Genomic DNA, 20624 nt, shown 5'->3' with positions numbered 1-20624 from the left:
GCTCCCACAGTTGCCCTATGTGGTTTTTAAAATCGCGCTCGGCGCGGGCGCTTTAAGGCGCAGCGCCAACACGCCGCCCACCAAGGCAATCGCCGCACTCCACCACAACGCCAGCTCGATCCCACCACTATTGGCCACGGACACCAACACCGCCAGCCCCAACGCCCCACCAATCTGCTGGCTGGTCGAGGCCATGCCCGCCGCGACGCCCTGCTCGCCTGGCCGGATGCCCAAGCCCGCCGCGACCCACATCGCCGTCCAGGTCATGCCTTGGCCGATGCTCAAGATAAAAATCCCCGGCAACAACGACCAGAACCCCACCCCCGTTGGCAGCGCCCAGCACACCAGCGCAATGCCCACCGCACCCGCCAGTTGCCCGGTGACCAAGGTGTTGCGCAACCCCAGCCTTGCCAGCGAGCGCTCCGCCAGCCAGATGCCGAACGTACACACCAGGGTCGCCGGCAAAAACGCCAACCCGGCTTGCAACACGCTGTAGCCGTAGACCTGCTGGTAATACAGCGCCAGGAAGTAGTACTGCACGCCGAAGCTGCTCATGAATATTGCCGTCAGCACCATGGCCATGCGCAGTTCCCGATAGGCAAACAGCCGCAGCGGCATCAACGGGTCGCGGCCGCGCTGTTCGATCCAGGCGAACAACCCGAGCAGCACCACGGCCAGGGCGATGCAACCCAACGTCGAGGGGGCGGCCCAGCCCCATTCCGGGCCTTGCACCAGCGAGAACACCAGCAAGGTGCCGCCAACGGTCACGGTCAGCGCGCCACCGATATCAAACTTGCGCCCACGCACACGCTCGCCATCGGCCGGGATCCAGTAGCGCGCCGCCCACGCGCAGCCGCCGGCCAGCGGCACGTTCACCAGAAACACCGCTTCCCAGCCCCACGCCTGGGTCAGTACGCCCCCCAGCAACGCGCCGAGCGCCAACCCAGCTGCCGACGCCGCGCTCCACACCGCAAACGCGCGGTTGCGCGCCGGGCCTTCGGCATAGTGCGTATTGATCAGCGCCAATGTGGCCGGGAACAACAACGCCCCGCCCACGCCTTGCACCGCACGCGCCAGCACCAGCAAAACCGCGCTGCCACCCAGCACCGCCGCCAGCGACGCCAACGCATACAGGGACTGCCCAACTCGATACAAGCGGCGCTTGCCAAGCAGATCCGTAGCCCGGCCACCCAGCAGCAAGAACCCGCCAAATGCCACGCTGTAGGCGCTGACGACCCACTGCAATTGCTGGGCAGAAAAATCCAGGTGGGCGCCGATCTGTGGCAAGGCCACGAACACGATGGTGGCATCCAGGGCGATGATCAGTTGCGCAGTGGCCAGCAACACCAGCATCCAGCCAGAGGGTCGAGAGGGAGACATCACAGCGTCCTGTCCAAAATGAGAGGCTGCCAGTGTCTTTTATGCGCAGCAGATGATAAATATCGCTATCAACCTTTCAGTAATGACTTTAATCATGGATTTGAACGCTGTTCGCCTGCTGGCCCGTGTGGCCGAAACTCGCAGCTTCACGCGTGCTGCGGGTGACTTGGGGCTCACCCAGTCCGGGCTGTCGCGCGCTATCTCGCGGCTGGAAAGCGAGCTGGGCGTGCGCCTGCTGCAGCGCAATACCCGCAGCGTCAGCCTCACACCCGACGGGCAAATGTTGTACGAACGCTGCGCGCCGTTACTGGCGGAATTGGCCGAAACCGAAAAGTTGATGCTCGACCGGCGCAGCAGCCCATCCGGCCTGTTGAAGATCAGCACGCCGTCGCTGTTCGGGCGCAAAGTGGTGATGCCGTTGATCGGCGAGCTGACCATGCGTTACCCGCAGTTGCGCATTGAAGCGGTGATGACCGACCGCCTGGTGGATATTGTCGACGAAGGTTTTGATGCGTTGTTGCGTACCGGCGAGATCCAGGACCAGCGCCTGATCGCTCGCACTCTGCCGCCGTTGCGTTGGGTAACCGTCGCCGCGCCCAGTTACCTTGCGCGTTTCGGCACCCCGCAAAACGTCGAGGATCTTAAGGCTCACAACTGCATTGCCGTACGCAATCTGCGCAACGGCCGCCTGGTCGATTGGCAGTTCATGCGCGACGGCAAGGTGCAGGACGTAGCCGTCGAAGGTCGGTTGATCTTTGATATCGGTGACGCGATGGTGGACGCCGCGCTGGGCGGCTTCGGCATCGCCCAAGTGATGGATTTTGCCGTTCGCGATGACCTCGCTGCCGGGCGGCTGGTGCCCATACTGCAAGCGTTTGCCGGGCGCAGTCGGGCGATCTCGTTGGTCTACCCACCGTCGCGGCAATACTCGCCGAAGCTCATGGCGTTTGCCGACGCCTTGGCAAACGCGCGCTGGTAAGGCTTACAGCTGGCGCCCGACAACCGGCGCGCCGATGCTGAGGAAATTCCCGCCGGCGATATGGTGCAAGGTGCGCAATTCGTCATGCCCTTCGAAGTGCCAATGCCCGTCGCTGAACACGCGCTCGTCGGCATAGGCGGCGACCACTTCGCCGAGGAACAGGTCGTAGGTCTGCTGGTTATGTGGCTCGGGCAACAAGCGGCATTCCAGCCAGGCTACGCAGCCTTCCAGCAGCGGCGCCTGGGTGTGCTCGCCACTGAAGGTGTGCAGGCCGTAGGCGGCGAACTTGTCGGTCTCGGAACCGCTGGTATTACCGACCGTCTGCACCAGATCGGCCTGCGCCACACAGGGCACTTGCAACACGAAGGTGCCGGCGCCTTCCAGCAGTTGGCGAGTCCAGGTGGACTTGTCCAACACCACGGCGACTTTGGGCGGTTCAAAATCCAGCGGCATGGCCCAGGCGGCAGCCATGATATTGCGTTTGCCGTCGTGGGCGGCACTCACCAGCACGGTCGGCCCATGGTTGAGCAAGCGGTAGGCCTTGGACAGCGGGACGGGGCGACGGTGGGTCGGGCTCATGGAGGTTCGGCTCTTCAAGCAAGAAAAAACCTACGATACCTCAAGCACAAACCCTGCGGGTCAGCTCGACAGCTGATTGGCGAACTGCCCCACCGCGCTGACGACTTTTTGCGCGCCGTCCTGGATCTCCACAATCACCGTGCCCGCCTCGGCCGCCAGGGCCAGGCCTTGCTCGGCCTGCAGGCGGCCGTCGTTCATCAAGGTCACCGCATCGCGGGCCATGTCCTGGTTCTGGCGGACTACGCCGACAATCTCTTCGGTGGCTTTGCTGGTACGCGAGGCCAACTGACGCACCTCATCGGCCACCACCGCAAAACCACGGCCCTGCTCACCGGCACGCGCCGCTTCAATGGCTGCGTTGAGCGCCAGCAGGTTGGTCTGTTCGGCGATGCCGCTGATGGTCTTGACGATGGTGCCGATCACTTGGGATTGCGCATTCAACGCCTCGATGCCATCACCGGCCTGTTGCATGTGCTTGGCCAGATCACGCATCACATCCACCGCCTGGGTCACTACAGTGGTGCCGCGCTGGGCGCTGTTGTCGGTTTGCAGCGAGGTGCTGTAGGCGATGTTGGCAGCTTCGGCCACGGCTTGTTCCCGATTGACCTGATCGGTAATCACTGTGGCGAACTTGACCACTTTGTACAGCCGGTCATTGGCGTCCAGCACCGGGTTGTACGTGGCTTCCAGCCAAACCGTGCGGCCGTGGCTATCGATCCGCTTGAAGCGTGCGGCAACAAACTCACCGGCGTTCAGGCGCTTCCAGAACTGTTGGTATTCGGCGCTGTTGTACTCCTGCGGTTCACAGAACATTCGGTGATGCTTGCCCTGGATCTGCGCCAGGCTGTAGCCCATGCCACCGAGAAAGCGATCATTGGCCGTGAGTACATGCCCGTCGAGGTCGAATTCGATCACCGCCGTGGAACGCACCAGCGCAGTGATCAGGTTTTCGTGCTCGCGCGACGCCTCGATGGTGCGGGTGAGGTCGCTTGAGTAAATCGAAAAATGCTTGATGCGCCCCGCCGAGTTGCGCACCGGCTGCACGATCGAGCGCAGCCACGCTTCCTTGCCGTTGCCACGTATCAGGCGCACGGCGCCGGCGAAGTGTTCGCCGCGCACCAAGGCATTTTTAAAGCGCAGCTGGAATTCGTCCTGGCGCACATGCGGCGGCACCAGCTCATCAATGTGACGCCCCACAATGTTGCTGGCCTGGTAAACCAGTTCTTGCAGGAAGTTGGCATTGGCCCACTCCACCCGGCCGTCGGCGTCCAGCGTCAGGCACAGCATTTCACTTTCCAGGCTCTCCTTGACCTGCTGCAAGCTCGACAATTCTTCGCGAAGAGCAGACAGCTCTTGCTTCAGGCGGGTATTGAACATGGGGCACCGATGGGCTTTTGGGGAGGTGGGTCTGACCTGCATCGGCGCTGCCGGCGTTTTCTGAAGCGCTTTTTTTCGCCGCACCCAACTGTTTTTTGGATCCATTAACCGCCGTTGTTTCGACACACGCCCATCACTTGATACTCCAGGGTATTGAGCTTACCGGTGGAGTCTTCATAGGTCATGCGCGACGGCACCGCCTCGCAGGCGCGGATCGGCGGCGTCACGTTGACCACCTTCTCAATGTCCAGCTCCATGCCATAGCGATAGGCCTGCACCTCGGGCGCGGGTTTGCCCTTCTTTTCGGCGTAAGCGGCCATGGCTTTTTCATTGCGCTCCATCATCAGGGCAAAAGTGCGGTCCCCACCACCTTCGGCCAACGCGCCAAAAGACAGGGCAGCGACCAAGACACCCAGGGCAACTTTATAAGCGTTCATCATTAGTTCCTCGTCTGAAAAGTTCAGTGACGAGATTAATCAACCAACCCTGACGCAATGTTCACCAAAACATTACTTATTTGTTAGGTGGCCGTAAGTTTCCAGAATTGTAATGTTCACGCAATGAGTTCGTTATCCGCGGTTTGCAACTATCGGCCCGGGCCAGATCAATAAGAACGCCCGACTCTATAAGAAGCTGAAAACTGCCACTACCAAGGAGCGAAACATGCACATCACTTACTACATCCTTCCCTTTTCCTTACTGGCCGCGCTGCCCCTGGCCGCCGCGGCCGTAGAGGACAAGCCCGAAGGTTTTATCGAAGGCAGCCGCGTGAACGTGCTGGCGCGCACGTTTTACTTCAACCGCGATGACCGCAAGGGCCAGTCCAGCCCTACCGGCAACGGCTACTCCGAAGCCCTGGCGCAAGGCTTGATCGGCAAATTCGAATCGGGGTTTACCCAAGGCACCGTAGGCTTCGGCCTGGATGCGTTTGTCATGTACGGCCTCAAGCTCGACTCGGGCACCGGTCGCAGCGGCGGCAAGGGTTCGTTCGGGGTGTTGCCGGTAGACAGCGACAACCACCCCGAAAGCAGCTACAGCAAATTCGGCGGCGCGGCGAAACTGCGGGTACTGGACACGGTGATAAAGGCTGGCGATGTGTTCCCCGCCACCCCGGTGGTGGCCTCTGGCGATTCGCGCCTGTTGCCGGAAAGCTTTCGCGGCGTCACCGCGCAGAACACCAGCTTTGAGGGCTTGAGCCTGCAAGGCGGACGCCTGAGCGGCATGAGCCAGCCGAGTGACAGCGGCATGAACAAAGGCTTTGCGACCTTCTACGCAGGCAAGGTCGACTCACCCTGGATCGGCTATTTCGGCGGCGACTACGCGGTGAACAAACACCTCAGTGTCAGTGCGTACAGCAGCCGCCTGAAGGATGCCTGGGACCAGTACTACGTCGGCACCAACGCCAGTTACCCGCTGAGCGACGACGTGTCCTTGTTCGGCGACGTCAACTATTACAAGGCCGTGGACGAAGGCAAAAAGCTGCTGGGCGAATTCAACAACAACATCTGGAGCGCCAGGCTCGGGATCAAGGTTGGCGCCCACAGCCTGGCCCTCTCGCACCAGCGCAACAATGGCAATGACGACTTCGACTACCTGCGCCAGTCGGACTCGATCTTCCTCAACAACTCGATCCAGTACAGCGACTTCAACTCGCCCAAGGAGCGCTCGTGGATGGCGCGCTACGACCTCGACATGCAGGCCTTCGGTATTCCCGGCCTGTCATTCATGACCCGCTACGCCAAAGGCACCGGCGCCGACTACAGCAACGCCAACGCGGTGTACATGCGCCGCGACGCAGCCGGTAACCCGCTGACCGATCAACGCCGATGGGAACGGGATATCGAGGCCAAATACGTGGTGCAAAGTGGCAGCCTCAAGGATTTGTCCTTGCGTTTACGCCAGGCCACGGTGCGCTCCAGTGCGTTCGAGTCAGACCTGGAGGAAGTTCGCTTGATTGCCGAGTACCCACTGGTTGCACTGTGAGCCCTTACATTCGCTTGCCGTTAACTAACATCTGTTCACAAATAGCCAGTTATCAAAACTGTAATATTGAGCTCAGCTTCCCGTTAAGTTGACGTCCCTATACTCGCATCAACTTATTTGCACCGAGCAACATTCGTCTCTAGAAGCTTTTTTGTAGCTCCTTTGGAAAGAGATGAATTTTTAACGCCCTTCGGGGCGTTTTTTTTTGCGGGCAGGTTTAGCAGCGACCAATGGTCGCAGTTGACCCTGAAGCTACTTCACAGTTCAGACTTTTCCTACTCACAAAACACCTGATTCCATAAGGAAATGGAGCCCTTCCCCCTCAGTAAAAGGTAAATCCCCATGCGTATCCTTGTGGTTGAGGACGAGCAAAAAACCGCCGACTACCTGCAACAGGGCCTCAATGAAAGCGGCTATGTGGTGGACTGCGCGTCCAATGGCATCGACGGCCTGCACCTGGCCGGGCAGCACGCCTATGAGCTGGTTATCCTCGACGTCAACCTGCCGGGCAAGGATGGCTGGGAGGTGCTGGAGCAGCTTCGCCGCAATGGCACGCAACGGGTGATGATGCTGACTGCCCGTGGCCGCCTGGCCGACAAGATCAAGGGCCTGGACATGGGCGCCGATGATTACCTGGTCAAACCCTTCGAGTTTCCCGAGCTGCTGGCGCGGGTGCGTACGTTGTTACGGCGCAGTGAGCATATCCCGCAGCCGGACGTGTTCCGCGTATTGGACCTGGAACTGGACCCGCGCCGCCATCGCGCCTATCGCGGCACCCGGCGTATCGACCTGACCACCAAGGAGTTTGCGCTGCTGCAGGTGCTGATGCGCCAGACCGGCGAAGTACTGACCCGCACGCAGATTATTTCGCTGGTGTGGGACATGAATTTCGACTGCGACACCAATGTGGTGGAAGTCTCCATCAGCCGCTTGCGGGCCAAGGTCGATGACCAGAGCGAAGTGAAGCTGATCCACACCATTCGCGGCGTGGGCTATGTGCTGGAGGCGCGCGGATGAGAGCCGGCAGTTTGTCGATGCGCCTCGGCTTGACCGTCAGCCTGATGGGCGCCGGCCTGGTGCTGTTGCTGGCGACCCTGGCGTACGTGGCGCTGACCCACGAGCTGGAAAAGCTGGCGCGCAAGAACCTGGAAAGCAAGATGGAGCAGATCCAGCACAGCCTGGCCCAAGGCCTGGACGCCAACCGCATCCGCGCCCGCCCGCACTCATTGATGGACCTGGTGATCGGCCACGACAATTTCTACCTGACCATCGTCGGCACCGCGCCGGATGAAAGCGTACTGCTGAGCATTGGCGCCAAGCCCCAGGAGCCTTTGCTGACGGACTTCGCCCCCAGGGAAACCCTCGGCTACCTCAATTGGGCCGACAGCAATGACAACCGAGTGCTCAGCGCCTCCAGCCTGATGCGCCTGGCCAATGGCGAACGGGTGCGCGTGCTGCTGTCGCTGGACCGCATGGACGATCAGGCGTTGCTCAGTGCCTACCTGCGCGCCACCTTGATTGCCTTGCCGATGCTGCTGATCCTGATCGGCATGGGCGCCTGGTGGCTGGTGCAACGCGGGCTCGCGCCGCTGAAGCAGTTCAGCCATGTGGCGGCCAAGGTCACCACCCAGGACCTGACCCACCGTTTATCCATCGATAACCTGCCCCAGGAATTGGGCGAGTTGGCCCATGGCTTTAACGTGATGCTCGACCGTCTGGACGCGGGGGTGCAACAGCTGTCGCAATTCTCCGATGACCTTGCCCACGAAATGCGTGCGCCATTGACCAACCTGATGGGCAAGGCCCAGGTGACGCTGTCCCGCCAGCGGCCACCTGAGGAGTACAAGGCGGTGCTGGAATCCAACACCGAAGAGCTCGAACGCCTGGCGCGCATCGTCTCCGACATGCTGTTTCTGGCCCAGGTCAGCCATCCGGCCGCGCGGGGCTCATTTACCCACGTGTCGCTGGCGGACGAAGCCCACCGGGTGATGGATTTGTTTGCCTTAAGTGCCGAAGACAAACAACTGACCCTGACCCTCAGCGGCAATGCCCAGGTGCAGGGCGACCGCCTGATGATTCAACGTGCGCTGTCCAACCTGCTGTCCAATGCCATTCGCCACAGCCCGGCGGCCTCGCATATTTCACTGCTGGTGGAGGCCTATGGCAATCAGGTTGCGCTGTCGGTCAGCAACCCCGGCCCCGGGATCGAGGCGCAGCACCTGCCGCACCTGTTCGAACGTTTCTACCGTGTCGACAGCAGCCGCGCCCGCACCGAAGGCGGCACCGGGTTGGGCCTGGCCATCGTGCAATCAATCATGGCCCTGCACCAGGGGCAGGCTGACGTACGCAGCCTGCCCGGCGGCTTTACCTTGTTTCGCCTGGTGTTTCCTCGGGTACTGCCTGAATAGGGAATGGGCAATTCAACGATGTGGGAGCTGTCGAGCATTGGCGAGGCTGCGAAAGCGGTGGGTCAGGCAGCTTATGTATCGCCAGTGCCGCCGCCTTCGCAGCCTCGCCGGGGCTCGACAGCTCCCACAGTTGAACTGCTGCGCTGGTGGGATTTGCGCATGTCGCGATGGCCCTGCGAACTGAGATCTAACCAACACAGCCGATCCCCTGTGGGAGCTGTCGAGCTTTAGCGAGGCTGCGAAAGCGGTGGGTCAGGCAGCTTATATGTCGCCTGTGCCGCCGCCTTCGCAGCCTCGCCGGGGCTCGACAGCTCCCACAGTTGAACTGCTGCGCTGGTGGGATTTGCGCATGGCGCGATGGCCCTGCGAACTGAGATCTAACCAACATAGCCGGTCCCCTGTGGGAGCTGTCGAGCTTTAGCGAGGCTGCGAAAGCGGTGGGTCAGGCAACTTATGTATCGCCAGTGCCGCCGCCTTCGCAGCCTCGCCGGGGCTCGACAGCTCCCACATTGGATCTTTGTTGCTGGGGGGATTTGTGTATGGCGCGATGGCCCTGCGAACTGAGATCTAGCCAACACAGCCATCCCCTGTGGGAGCTGTCGAGCCCCAGCGAGGCTGCGAAAGCGGTGGGTCAGGCAACTTGTGTATCGCCAGTGCCGCCGCCTTCGCAGCCTCGCTGGGGCTCGACAGCTCCCACAGTTGAACTGCTGCGCTGGTGGGATTTGCGCATGGCGCGATGGCCCTGCGAACTGAGATCTAACCAACACAGCCAATCCCCTGTGGGCGCTTTGGAGATTTCATTACCAAGTCCGCTCAGCTCATACGCATCATTCCTCCTGGCGATGCGCCCACTGGTACAGCGCCGGCAGTACCAGCAAGGTCAGCAACGTAGAGGAAATAATCCCGCCGATCACCACCGTTGCCAGCGGCCGCTGCACTTCGGCGCCGGTGCCGGTGGCGAGTGCCATGGGGATAAACCCTAGTGACGCTACCAGCGCCGTCATCAACACCGGGCGCAAGCGCGTCAGCGCGCCTTCGTTGACCGCCAACGCTAAAGGGCGCCCTTCTTCACGCAGGTTGCGGATAAAGGCAATCATCACCAAGCCGTTCAGCACCGCCACACCCGACAACGCGATAAAGCCCACGCCCGCCGAGATCGACAGCGGTATATCGCGCAGCCACAGCGCCATGATTCCACCCGTCAAGGCGAACGGAATCCCGGTAAACACCAGCAAGCCGTCCTTGAGGTTGTTGAACATCATGAACAGCAACCCGAACACCAACAGCAACGCCACCGGCACCACGATGCGCAAACGCTCGGAGGCTTCCTTCAACTGTTCGAACTGGCCACCCCAGGTGGTCCAATAACCGGCAGGCACCTTCACCTGGGTGCTGATGGCCGTCTCGGCCTCTTCAACAAACGAGCCGATATCACGCCCGCGCACGTTGGCGCTGACGATCACCAGACGCTTGCCATTCTCGCGGCTGATCTGGTTCGGGCCGAGCACCAGGTCCAGGCTCGCCACCTGGGACAAGGCAATAAACCCCAACTGCCCCGCCGCACTGCCAGCCTGCGCAGGCACCGGAATCAACAGCCGCGACAGGCCCTCGATATCGGTGCGCAATGCGTCGGATAACCGCACAACCATGTCGAAACGCCGGTCGCCTTCGTACAACGTACCGGCCTGACGCCCACCCACGGCCACGGCAATGGTGTCCTGCACATCGCCCACATTCAGGCCAAAACGTGCGGCCTTGTCACGGTCGATATTGATCGTCAGTACCGGCAGGCCGGAGGTCTGTTCCACCTTCACCTCCGAGGCGCCATCAAGCTTTTGCAAGGTTTCGGCGATTTCCCCAGCGGTCTTGTTGAGCACCGCCATGTCATCGCCAAACACCTTCACCGCCACGTCACTGCGCACCCCGGAAATCAGCTCGTTAAAACGCAACTGGATCGGTTGCGACAATTCATACGCACTGCCCGGCACAATCGCACTGGCGCGCTGGATATCGGCAATCAGCGCCTCGCGGGACTTGTTCGGATCCGGCCATTGATCCTTCGGCTTTAGCATCACGTAGCTGTCGGAAATGTTCGGCGGCATCGGGTCAGAGGCGATTTCCGCCGTGCCGGTGCGCGCAAACACGCGCTCGATTTCCGGCACTTGGGCGATCAGTATTTTTTCCAGCTGCTGCTGCATCTGCACCGATTGCGTCAGGCTGGTACCGGGTACGCGCAAAGCCTGCTGGGCGAAGTCGCCTTCGCTGAGGCTGGGGATAAATTCGCTGCCCATACGACTCGCTACCGCGCCCGAGGCGACGATGGTCAATACCGCCAAACCGAATACCAACGCACGGCGCGCCATGACCCAATCCAGCACCGGCGCATAGACCCGACGTGCAGTGCGCATCACCAGGTTTTCTTCTTCCTTGACCTTGCCGGTCACGAACAGCGCTATTGCGGCGGGGACGAACGTCACCGACAGAATCATCGCGCCCAGCAGCGCAATCACTACGGTGAAGGCCATGGGATGGAACATCTTCCCGGCCACGCCCGTGAGGGCGAAGATCGGCAGGTAAACCACCATGATGATCAACTGCCCAAAGATCAGCGCCCGCCGTGCTTCCTTGGCCGCCGCGAACACTTCATGCAGGCGCTCGCTGCGCGTTAACAACCGCCCATGCCGTTGCTGTGCATGGGCCAGGCGGCGGATCGCGTTTTCGACGATCACCACCGCGCCGTCGACGATGATGCCGAAGTCCAGCGCGCCGAGGCTCATCAGGTTGGCGCTGACCTTGTTGGTGAACATGCCGGTAAAGGTGAACAACATTGCCAGCGGAATCACCATCGCCGTGATCAACGCCGCGCGGATATTGCCCAGGAACAGAAACAACACCGCGACCACCAGCAGCGCGCCTTCGAAGAGGTTTTTCTTCACCGTGGCGATGGCTTTTTCCACCAGATTGGTGCGGTCGTAGACCGTCACGGCGACCACACCGGCGGGCAGTGAGCGGTTGATCTCTTCGAGTTTTTTCGCCACGGCCTGGGACACGGTGCGGCTGTTTTCGCCGATCAACATGAACACCGTGCCCAACACCACTTCCCGGCCGTTTTCGGTGGCCGCGCCGGTGCGCAACTCGCGGCCGATTTCGACTTGCGCCACATTGCGCACGCGGATCGGCGTGCCATCCGAGCTGGTGATGACAATGTTGGCGATATCATCAATCGACGCCACCTGACCGGGCGCACGGATCAGCAATTGCTCGCCACTGCGCTCGATGTAACCGGCGCCGACGTTGGCATTGTTGCGCTCCAGCGCCGTGACCAGATCACCCAACGTCAGGTTGTAGGCCGCCAGGCGCTTGGGGTCCGGGGCTATCTGGTATTCCTTGGCGAAGCCACCGATGGTGTTGATCTCGGCCACGCCCGGCACATTGCGCAGTTGCGGCTTGATGATCCAGTCCTGGATCACGCGCAGGTCGGTCGGCGTGTAGGGCGTGCCGTCGTCCTTGCGCGCGCCGTCTTCGGCCTCGACGGTCCACAGGAAAATTTCGCCAAGGCCGGTGGAGATCGGCCCCATCGCAGTTTCGATACCCAACGGCAATTGCCCGCGTGCCACTTGCAGGCGCTCGTTGACCAATTGGCGGGCGAAAAACAGGTCGGTGCCGTCGTTGAAAATCACCGTCACCTGGGACAACCCCGAGCGCGACAACGACCGCGTCTGCTGCAAACCCGGCAACCCGGCCATGGCGGTTTCAATCGGAAAGGTAATGCGCTGTTCGGTTTCCAGCGGTGAAAAACCGGCCGCCGCCGAGTTGATCTGCACCTGCACGTTGGTGATGTCGGGCACCGCGTCGATGGGCAACTTCTGATAGCTGGCGATGCCGACACCGGCCATCAACAGCACCGCCAGCAGCACGATGATGCGCTGCTCGATGGCAAATTGGATAAGGCGCTCAAACATGGGGAATCACTCGCAGGGTCAATGGGCGTGCTCGGCCGAGCCTTTACCCAGTTCAGACTTGAGGATGAAGCTGCCGACGGTGGCCACCTGCGCCCCGGCGTCAAGGCCCTGGCGCACTTCGACGTAGCCGTTTTCGCTCACGCCGAGTTCGAGGTGGCGGGTGATAAAGCCCTGCGCAGTGCGCACGAATACTGAAGGTTTGTCCTCGACGGTCTGGATCGCGGTTTGCGGCACGGTGACCTTGGCCTGGTAGGTATCGGTGGCCAATTGCACCGTCACAAACAGGCCCGGGCGCCAGGCGTCATCGGGGTTAGGCACGGTCACGCGCACGGTGGCGGTACGTGTCTGTTCGCCAAGCAAATTGCCCACGTAGGCCACGGTGCCCTGCACCTCGGTACCCATTTCCGTGGAGATGACCTTCACCGGTTTGCCGACCCGTACCTTATTCAAATCCTTGGGGAACACGCCGAAGGTGACCCACACCTGGGACAGGTCCGAGAGCGTGAAAGCGTTGCTGGTCTCGCTGACCACCTCGCCAACGCCGAGGTGTTTTTCCACCACCACGCCGGCAAACGGCGCTCGCAGTTCATAACGATTGCCACCGACCAGGACCGCACTGCCGCTGAGGGCGGTCATCTTCTGGCGCGCATTGTTCAGGGCGATTTCGGCCTCTTGCAAGGTCTGCCGCGCCAGCAGGTAATCCTGCTCGGCGGAGATTTCGTCCTTCCACAATTGGCGCTCGCGCTGGAAGGTAGTGCGCGCCAATTCGACCCGACGTTCACTGGCTGCCAGCTCGCTGCGCTGGTCGGAAATTTGCTGGCTGGAGATGACCGCCAACAGCTCGCCTTTCTTCACCGACTGGCCAAGGTTGACCTTGACCGCCTCCACCACACCGGCCGCACGCGGGACGATGTGCGAGGTACGGTCCTCGTCGAAACGCACTTCCCCCGGCAGCGTCAACACCGTGCTGATCGAGCGCGGTTGCGCCTGGGCGAGTTGAATACCGGCGGCCTGGATCTGCTGTTCAGTGAGTTCAAGCGCGCCTTCTTCTTCATCGGCGACGGCAAAGCCAGACAGCATCAGGCCCAGGGCGACGGCAAGCGCCACGCCATGTGTATGTTTCATAAAGGACTCCAGAAAAAATCAAAACCGGGCGAGGTCGCCGTAAATCCGTTCGATACGCACCCAGGCATCCGTGGCCTGGGCGGTCGCCGCGAGGTATTGGGTGCGTGCGGCGATCAAGGTGCGTTGGGCGTCGAGTACGTCGAGGAAGTTGAACTTGCCCATCTCGAAGCCACGGGTGGCGCTGTCCACCGCGCTTTGGGCGGCGGGCAGGATCTGTTGGTTGAAGGCGCGCACTTCGGTATCGGCGGTTTGCCACAGGTCCAGGGCCTGGCGGGTCTCGGTGCGCAGGCGCAGTTCGACGGCGTTGCGCAGGTCGCGGGCCTGGTCGGCGCGACGGCTGGCGGCCAGCACATTGCCCTGGTTACGGTTGAACAATGGAATCGGCATCGACACGCCCACCACGTTCACACGTTCACGCACGCTGGCGTCGTACTGGCTGCCGATCGATACATCGAGGTCTGGAATCCGCTGGGCTTTTTCCAGGCCCACGCTGGCCTCGCTTTGCTGGATGTGCAGTTCGGCCAGGCGCAACTCGGTGGTTTGCTCCAGCCGCGCCAGCAAGGGTGCGGAGGGCGGCAACGGTGGTGCGGATTGGCTTTGCGTGGCGACCGCCTGAAAGTCAGGGTTGGCGCTGCCGGTGCTGGCGGCGAGACGGCGGTAGGCATCCGTGAGGCCGATCTGCGCGCGGTTCAGTTCAAGGCGGATCTCCGACAGTTGCACCTGAGCGCGAGTGGCCTCCACCGGCGACGACTTGCCAGCCTTGACGCGACCATTGGCAACCACCAGGCCGCGCTCGGCCAAGGCCATCGAGCGTTGTGCCAGGTCGAGGCGTTCCTGGGCTCGCAGGGCGCCGTAGTAGCTGTCGATCACATCGGCGCGCAGGCCGTTGCGACGTTGCTCCAACGTCAACGCGGCGGCATCCTGAGCGCGCATTGCCACATCGATACGCGCCCCACGCTTACCACCCAGCTCCAAAGTCTGGCTGAGTTTTATCGTGGTGGTACGCGAGTTGCGGCGGGTGTCTTCGGCATCCCAGGAAGCCACTGGATTGGGGATCAAACCCGCCTGCTGGCGGCCGCCCTCGGCGATGTCGATTTCCCATTGCGCGGCGGCCAGGTCGGGGTTGTTGGCGAAGGCGGTTTGCAGGGCTGAATCGAGAGTGAGGGTTTGAGCCTGGGCGGCGTTCGCCGCTACCCACAACGCGGCTGCCCCCAAAAATGTTCTAAAAGAAAGTGCCATAACGAGAGTTCCACGCCCATGAAGTCGCTGAGGTTTCCCAGCGGGGGCAATGTAGCTTTCGCGACTTATCAGAGCAGTGGAGCGAACATTACAAATCCGACAGGTACGGCCTCAGGCATGCACCTCGTCAGGGTCGTCGTGATGAAAACCTTCGCCTTCAACCTGCAAGGTGACGTGGGAAATATCGAATTGTTCGTGCAGCAATTCCGTCACTCGCGTGAGGATTTGTTGCTCAGTGCCTTGCGATGGATCCGCAACCAAATGCGTGCTCAGCACATTCTTGCCGCTGGTCAGCGCCCAGATATGCAGGTCGTGCACGTCCTTGACCCCAGGCACGCCGCGAATGGCCTGCTCAACCTGATCGATATCGATGCCGTCCGGCACGCCTTGCAGCAGGACGTTCATGCTTTCCTTGAGCAGCGTCCAGGTGCGTGGCAACACCCAGAAACCAATCGCCGCCGCCACCACGGAGTCCACCCAGCCCCAGCCGGTAAACATGATCACCACCGCCGCAATCATCACGCCGATGGAACCGAGCATATCGCTCCAGACCTCCAGATAAGCGCCCTTCACATTCAGGCTTTCACCGCTGGCAGCGCTGAGCAGGCGCATGGAGATCAGGTTGACGATCAGCCCCAGCACCGCAATCACGAGCATGCCGGTGGACTGGATTTCGGCCGGCGCCTGCAACCGTTGATAGGCCTCGTAAAGGATATAAAACGCCACGGCGAACAGCAGCAGCGCATTGAAGGCCGCCGCCAGGATCTCGAAACGCGCATAACCAAAAGTGCGCTTGCGGTCGGCCGCACGCTTGGCGACCTGAATGGCCACCAGGGAAATCGCCAGGGCCAGGGCGTCGGTCATCATGTGCGCGGCGTCGGACAACAGCGCCAGGCTACCGGTGACAAAAGCGCCGATAACCTCGGCAATCATGAAGCTGCCGGTCAGCCCCAGGGCCATCCATAACTTGCGTTCGTGGCCGGCGCGTACTTGGGCGTGGCTGTGTCCTGCGCTCATGGCATGTCCTCATGGTGTGTAGTCCGTTGATCATAGAGCTATAGGCCAAATTACCGCGCATACCTTGCAAACTTGTCACTCCCCCGCCAGCTCATCGTTAGATGGAGCGCACCAAAATCGCCCATGCATGCGCCGCGGCAGTTCTATCAGGTATGCTTTTCGAGCAGGAAACAAAAAGAAACAAATTAGCCAACCTGTTCGATAAGGAGTCCCGTTTTGGAGTTATCGACTGCCGCGTGGATGGTTCACGACACCCGCCTCATGTTCTGCGTTCTGCTGGCCATCGCCAGCATCATTGTGTTGATCAGCGCCACCAAGCTGCCGCCGTTCCTGTCGATCCTGATCGGCACGTTCATCGCCGGTGTGGGCGCCGGATTGCCGCCGGAAGAAGTCGCCAAAGCCTTCAGCAAAGGCGCCGGGGCGATCCTCGGTGAAGCCGGGATCATCATCGCCCTGGGCTCGATGCTCGGCGCGCTGATGGCCGAATCCGGCGCGGCCGACCGCATCGCCACCACCTTGCTTGGTTTGGGCAAAGGCAAGTCACTGCCGTGGGTGATGGCGTTGGTGGCCATGGTGATTGGATTGCCGCTGTTCTTCGAAGTCGGCCTGGTGATGATGGTGCCGATTATCTTCGTGATGGCTAAACGTTCGAACCAGCCACTGCTGAAAATTGCCATCCCGGCGCTGGCGGGCATGACCACCCTGCACGCCCTCATGCCACCGCATCCGGGGCCGTTGATTGCGGTGGGCGCGTTGCACGCCGACCTGGGCCTGACCATGCTGCTGGGCTTCTGCCTGGCGGTGCCGGCCGTGATTCTCGCTGGCCCGCTCTATGGCAACTGGCTGTCCAAGCGCCTGCACGTGGATGAGCCGGCCGACATCGGCGCGCTGTTCAGCGCACCGCCCAAGGCGCCGCGCCAGCCGAGCTTTGGTGTGTCGCTGCTGATCATTTTGTTGCCGGTGATTTTAATGCTCGGCAGCACCTTGGCCAAAGTCGCGTTGCCAGCCGAAAGTACCGTCGGCCTGACCTTGAAGTTCCTCGGTGAACCGCTGATCGCCCTCGGCCTGGCCGTGATCGCTGCCGTCATCTGCCTGGGCTGGGCCGCCGGCATGCCGCGTGCCGAAGTCGGCAACACCCTGCGCAAAGCCCTCGCGCCCATCGCTGTGTTACTGCTGACCATCGGCGCCGGCGGCGGCCTCAAGCAAACCCTGCTGGACGCCGGCGTCAGCCAGACCATCAGCAAGGTCGCCGAAGGCGCGCACATGCCGTATCTGCTGCTGGCCTGGCTGATCGCCGTGGCCCTGCGCCAGGCCACCGGCTCGGCGACGGTCGCTACCACCACCACGGCGGGCATCCTCGCGCCGATGATGGCCGGGCTGGCCGCGACCCAGAGCTCATTGGTGGCGCTGGCGATCGGCGCGGGCTCGGTGTTCTTCTGCCACGTCAACGACGCCGGGTTCTGGATGGTGCGTGAGTACTTTGGTTTGCAGCTGAAACAGACGATTTGGGTATGGTCGGTGTTGCAGACCATTGTTTCGGTGGTTGGGCTGGTCGGTACGCTGCTGCTCTGGCACTTTTTGACCTGACCCTCAGGCGGCCAAGGTGTGGCGCTTGCCAAACAGCGCCACACTCGCCACCCCCACCGCGCCCATCACCACGCAATAACCCACGCAAATCCACGGGCTGGTCGGCATCAAGGCGATCAGCAACAGTGGCGTTGTACTCGCCCACAACGCATAGGCAATGTTGTAGGTGAAGGAGATTCCCGACACCCGCACCTGCGCCGGGAACAGGCCGACCATCACCGACGGCACCGCGCCTACCACGCCGCAACTCAAGCCCGCCACGGCATACGCCGCGCCCAGCCACACGCCGCCGCTGATCAGGCTGGCGTACAGCACCGCAATGCCCACCGGCAGCAACAGGCTGTAGACCAGCACTGCGCGCCAGGCGCCGATGCGGTCGACCAGCAAACCGGCGAGTACGCAGCCGATATTGAGGAAGACGATCCCCAGCGCACTTAGGGCGAAGGTATGGCTGGGGCTCATGCCGAAGGTTTTTTGCATCATGGTGGGCGTGATGACCACCAACACCACGACGGCCGAGGTCAGGACACAGGTGAGGATCATCGCCGGCAGCAACACGGCGCGATGGTCGCGCAGCACGGTGCGCAACGGCATTTCAGCGGCGGCCTGGCGGCGGGCCTGCATTTCGAGGAACACCGGGGTTTCGCTGAGCCAACGGCGCAGCCACACGCCGATCACACCGAACACGCCGCCGAGCAAGAACGGGAAGCGCCAGGCGTAGTCGAGAATTTCAGCCGGGCTGAAGATCTGCGCGAGCAAGGTGGCGGTGAGTGCGCCGAGCAGATAGCCAAAGGTCAGCCCGGCTTGCAGGAAGCCCAGGGCGTAGCCTCGGTGCTGTCGCGGCGCGTGTTCGGCGACGAAGGTCCAGGCGCTGGGCACTTCGCCACCCACGGCGGCGCCTTGCAGCACGCGCAGGGCCAGCAGGATCAGCGGGGCGAAATAACCGATTTGCGCGTAGGTGGGCATGATCCCGATCAGCAGGCACGGCAAGGCCATCATCAGGATGCTCAGGCTGAACACGCGTTTGCGCCCCAAGTGATCGGCGAAGTGCGCCATCAGGATGCCGCCCAGCGGGCGCGCCAGGTAGCCGGTGACGAAGATGCCGAAGCTTTGCAGCAGGCGCAGCCATTCGGGCATTTCCGGCGGGAAGAACAATTGGCTGAGGGTCAGCGCAAAGAACACAAAGATAATGAAGTCGTAGATTTCCAGCGCGCCGCCGAGGGCGGCCAGGCCCAGGGTTTTGTAGTCGGAAGGGGAAAAACGCTGCGCCCATGGGGAAAAGGTGGCAGTCATGTGGAGGCTCGGCAGGCAAACAAAATGGCGTGCAGGTTATGAGCTGCGCCCAGTGATGGCAATCGCGGCAGATATATTTGTTTTCCTCATGGATCGATGAAGATAACTGCATTCCCATATCAATGCCCGTAGCGGAACATGCCGTAAAACTGCCAACACCCATAATAAATACAAGAGGAAAGACCCGTGGCCGATGCTATCGAAGAAAGCCGCTATGCCCGATTTGCCCTGCGCTGCTCCAACTTCGCCGAACGCTGGTTTCCGGACTCCTGGGTGTTTGCCGCCCTGGCGGTGATCATTGTTGCCGTGGCGACCCTGGGCATGGGCGCCGCGCCGACCGAAGCCGCCAAGGCGTTTGGCGACGGGTTCTGGAGCCTGATCCCGTTCACCATGCAGATGGCCTTTGTGGTGATCGGCGGGTATGTGGTGGCCAGTTCGCCGCCCGCCGTGAAGCTGATCGACCGTCTGGCACGCATCCCCAAGAATGGCCGCTCGGCGGTGGCATGGGTCGCGTTGATTTCCATGGTCGCGTCTTTGCTCAACTGGGGCCTGTCCCTGGTGTTCGGTGGCTTGTTGGTGCGCGCCCTGGCCCGTCGCACGGATTTGCGCATGGATTACCGCGCCGCCGGGGCTGCGGCTTATTTGGGTTTGGGCGCAGTGTGGGCACTGGGGCTGTCGTCGTCGGCGGCGCAGTTGCAGGCCAACCCGGCCAGTTTGCCGCCGTCGATCCTGTCGATCACCTGGATGATCCCGTTCACCGAGACCATCTTCCTGTGGCAATCGGGCGTGTTGTTGCTGGCGCTGATCGTGGTGTCGCTGATCATCGCCTATGCCACTGCGCCGGGACCGAACAGTGCGCGTGATGCCAAGGCGTGTGGTGTTGACCCGGCCTTCAATATGCCTAAACCACAACCGCCGACGCGTCCGGGCGAATGGCTGGAACACAGCCCGCTGCTGACCATCCTGCTGGCCTTGCTGGCGGCTGGCTGGTTGTTCCATGAGTTCTCCACTAAACCTGCGATCAGCGCGATTTCGGGGCTTAACACCTATAACTTCCTGTTCATCATGGTCGGCGCGCTGCTGCACTGGCGCCCGCGCAGCTTCCTGGATGCGGTGGCGCGTGCCGTACCGACCACCACGGGCGTGCTGATCCAGTTTCCGTTGTACGGCTCGATCGCCGCGTTGATGACCGTGGTTAAAGGTGGTGACGGCCAGACCCTGGCGCACCATATCTCGTTGTTCTTCACCTCCATCGCCTCCCACGACACTTACGCGCTGTTGATGGGCGTGTACTCGGCGGTGCTGGGCTTCTTTATACCGTCGGGCGGTGGCAAGTGGATTATTGAAGCGCCTTACGTGATGCAAGTGGCCAATGACCTGCAATACCACCTGGGCTGGGCGGTGCAGATCTATAACGCGGCTGAGGCGCTGCCGAACTTGATCAACCCGTTTTATATGCTGCCGCTGCTGGGCGTGCTGGGGCTGAAGGCACGGGATCTGATCGGGTTTTCGTTTGTGCAGTTGCTGGTGCACACGCCGCTGGTGTTGTTCCTGCTGTGGGCGCTGGGGACGACGTTGAAGTATTTGCCTCCAGTGATGCCGTAGGGCATCAAAGAGCGCTTTCCGATGAAATGTGTAGAGGCTTTCCCACTCATTGCAGTGACAGCCTCTGACTTCCCTCCCCCGCGCCTTTGA

14 protein-coding genes and 2 pseudogenes are annotated in these 20624 nt (G+C 61.6%); 6 read left to right on the top strand and 10 right to left on the bottom strand.

The genetic code is table 11. The features are described 5' to 3' along the window. Positions 1–15 precede the first annotated feature (15 nt). Complete coding sequence (locus PSH96_RS03610; protein ID WP_305459977.1) at positions 16–1353, bottom strand: MFS transporter; 1338 nt, start codon at positions 1351–1353, stop codon at positions 16–18. 121 nt (positions 1354–1474) lie between these two features. Between PSH96_RS03610 and PSH96_RS03605 the strand changes: the two genes are divergently transcribed. Continuing rightward, positions 1475–2359 (top strand): LysR family transcriptional regulator, encoded by an 885-nt coding sequence (locus PSH96_RS03605; protein ID WP_305457559.1) that lies wholly within the window; start codon positions 1475–1477, stop codon positions 2357–2359. Between the two features lie 3 nt (positions 2360–2362). Here the strand turns inward: PSH96_RS03605 and PSH96_RS03600 are convergent, their stop codons facing one another. From PSH96_RS03600 to PSH96_RS03590, 4 genes and pseudogenes are all read right to left on the bottom strand, one after another. Then, positions 2363–2938 carry a flavin reductase family protein gene (locus tag PSH96_RS03600; RefSeq protein ID WP_069787925.1) on the bottom strand — a complete coding sequence of 192 codons (576 nt, stop codon included), beginning with the start codon at positions 2936–2938 and terminating at the stop codon, positions 2363–2365. 60 nt (positions 2939–2998) lie between these two features. Next, positions 2999–3430, bottom strand: a pseudogene (locus PSH96_RS29495) (methyl-accepting chemotaxis protein); the annotation flags it as partial. A 156-nt stretch (positions 3431–3586) separates the two neighbouring features. Next, a pseudogene (locus tag PSH96_RS29490) lies at positions 3587–4225 on the bottom strand (PAS domain-containing protein); the annotation flags it as partial. Between the two features lie 194 nt (positions 4226–4419). Continuing rightward, positions 4420–4752, bottom strand: coding sequence for a DUF2790 domain-containing protein (locus tag PSH96_RS03590; RefSeq protein WP_305457557.1), 333 nt, complete (start codon positions 4750–4752; stop codon positions 4420–4422). 226 nt (positions 4753–4978) lie between these two features. Here PSH96_RS03590 and PSH96_RS03585 point away from each other — a divergent pair, with 226 nt between their 5' ends. From PSH96_RS03585 to PSH96_RS03575, 3 genes are all read left to right on the top strand, one after another. Next, the gene (locus PSH96_RS03585) at positions 4979–6298 is read left to right on the top strand and encodes an OprD family porin (protein WP_305457556.1); all 1320 of its coding nucleotides are present in this window, start codon (positions 4979–4981) and stop codon (positions 6296–6298) included. A gap of 342 nt (positions 6299–6640) precedes the next feature. Continuing rightward, entirely contained in the window at positions 6641–7315 is a 675-nt protein-coding gene (locus PSH96_RS03580) for a heavy metal response regulator transcription factor (protein WP_017137677.1), read from the top strand. Further along, positions 7312–8706 (top strand): heavy metal sensor histidine kinase, encoded by a 1395-nt coding sequence (locus tag PSH96_RS03575; RefSeq protein WP_305457554.1) that lies wholly within the window; start codon positions 7312–7314, stop codon positions 8704–8706. Before PSH96_RS03580 ends, PSH96_RS03575 begins: the two co-directional genes overlap by 4 nt. Positions 8707–9533: 827 nt before the next feature. On the opposite strand, the gene PSH96_RS03570 is transcribed toward PSH96_RS03575, so the two are convergent. From PSH96_RS03570 to PSH96_RS03555, 4 genes are all read right to left on the bottom strand, one after another. Next, entirely contained in the window at positions 9534–12668 is a 3135-nt protein-coding gene (locus PSH96_RS03570) for a CusA/CzcA family heavy metal efflux RND transporter (protein ID WP_305457552.1), read from the bottom strand. Positions 12669–12686: 18 nt separating this feature from the next. Further along, positions 12687–13793, bottom strand: a complete 1107-nt coding sequence (locus PSH96_RS03565; protein WP_305457551.1) for an efflux RND transporter periplasmic adaptor subunit — start codon at positions 13791–13793, stop codon at positions 12687–12689. 18 nt (positions 13794–13811) lie between these two features. Then, complete coding sequence (locus tag PSH96_RS03560; RefSeq protein ID WP_305457549.1) at positions 13812–15032, bottom strand: TolC family protein; 1221 nt, start codon at positions 15030–15032, stop codon at positions 13812–13814. Between the two features lie 111 nt (positions 15033–15143). After that, positions 15144–16049: a cation diffusion facilitator family transporter gene (locus PSH96_RS03555; protein WP_305457547.1), complete on the bottom strand. Its 906-nt coding sequence runs from the start codon at positions 16047–16049 to the stop codon at positions 15144–15146. A 216-nt stretch (positions 16050–16265) separates the two neighbouring features. Between PSH96_RS03555 and PSH96_RS03550 the strand changes: the two genes are divergently transcribed. Continuing rightward, entirely contained in the window at positions 16266–17636 is a 1371-nt protein-coding gene (locus PSH96_RS03550; protein ID WP_056859179.1) for a gluconate:H+ symporter, read from the top strand. A 3-nt stretch (positions 17637–17639) separates the two neighbouring features. Here the strand turns inward: PSH96_RS03550 and PSH96_RS03545 are convergent, their stop codons facing one another. Continuing rightward, positions 17640–18929 (bottom strand): MFS transporter, encoded by a 1290-nt coding sequence (locus PSH96_RS03545; RefSeq protein WP_305457545.1) that lies wholly within the window; start codon positions 18927–18929, stop codon positions 17640–17642. A 186-nt stretch (positions 18930–19115) separates the two neighbouring features. Here PSH96_RS03545 and PSH96_RS03540 point away from each other — a divergent pair, with 186 nt between their 5' ends. Next, positions 19116–20534 (top strand): short-chain fatty acid transporter, encoded by a 1419-nt coding sequence (locus tag PSH96_RS03540; protein WP_305457543.1) that lies wholly within the window; start codon positions 19116–19118, stop codon positions 20532–20534. The last annotated feature ends 90 nt before the right edge of the window (positions 20535–20624 follow it).

The organism is Pseudomonas sp. FP2338 (assembly GCF_030687515.1).
Taxonomy (GTDB): domain Bacteria; phylum Pseudomonadota; class Gammaproteobacteria; order Pseudomonadales; family Pseudomonadaceae; genus Aquipseudomonas; species Aquipseudomonas salomonii.
This window is presented reverse-complemented; position numbering and strand designations above follow the sequence as displayed.

Excerpts from the sequence above, each read along its gene's own strand:
- PSH96_RS03610 (WP_305459977.1), bottom strand. The coding sequence starts at position 1,353 with ATGCTGGTGTTGCTGGCCACTGCGCAACTGATCATCGCCCTGGATGCC.
- PSH96_RS03605 (WP_305457559.1), top strand. The coding sequence starts at position 1,475 with ATGGATTTGAACGCTGTTCGCCTGCTGGCCCGTGTGGCCGAAACTCGC.
- PSH96_RS03600 (WP_069787925.1), bottom strand. The coding sequence starts at position 2,938 with ATGAGCCCGACCCACCGTCGCCCCGTCCCGCTGTCCAAGGCCTACCGC.
- PSH96_RS03590 (WP_305457557.1), bottom strand. The coding sequence starts at position 4,752 with ATGAACGCTTATAAAGTTGCCCTGGGTGTCTTGGTCGCTGCCCTGTCT.
- PSH96_RS03585 (WP_305457556.1), top strand. The coding sequence starts at position 4,979 with ATGCACATCACTTACTACATCCTTCCCTTTTCCTTACTGGCCGCGCTG.
- PSH96_RS03580 (WP_017137677.1), top strand. The coding sequence starts at position 6,641 with ATGCGTATCCTTGTGGTTGAGGACGAGCAAAAAACCGCCGACTACCTG.
- PSH96_RS03575 (WP_305457554.1), top strand. The coding sequence starts at position 7,312 with ATGAGAGCCGGCAGTTTGTCGATGCGCCTCGGCTTGACCGTCAGCCTG.
- PSH96_RS03570 (WP_305457552.1), bottom strand. The coding sequence starts at position 12,668 with ATGTTTGAGCGCCTTATCCAATTTGCCATCGAGCAGCGCATCATCGTG.
- PSH96_RS03565 (WP_305457551.1), bottom strand. The coding sequence starts at position 13,793 with ATGAAACATACACATGGCGTGGCGCTTGCCGTCGCCCTGGGCCTGATG.
- PSH96_RS03560 (WP_305457549.1), bottom strand. The coding sequence starts at position 15,032 with ATGGCACTTTCTTTTAGAACATTTTTGGGGGCAGCCGCGTTGTGGGTA.
- PSH96_RS03555 (WP_305457547.1), bottom strand. The coding sequence starts at position 16,049 with ATGAGCGCAGGACACAGCCACGCCCAAGTACGCGCCGGCCACGAACGC.
- PSH96_RS03545 (WP_305457545.1), bottom strand. The coding sequence starts at position 18,929 with ATGACTGCCACCTTTTCCCCATGGGCGCAGCGTTTTTCCCCTTCCGAC.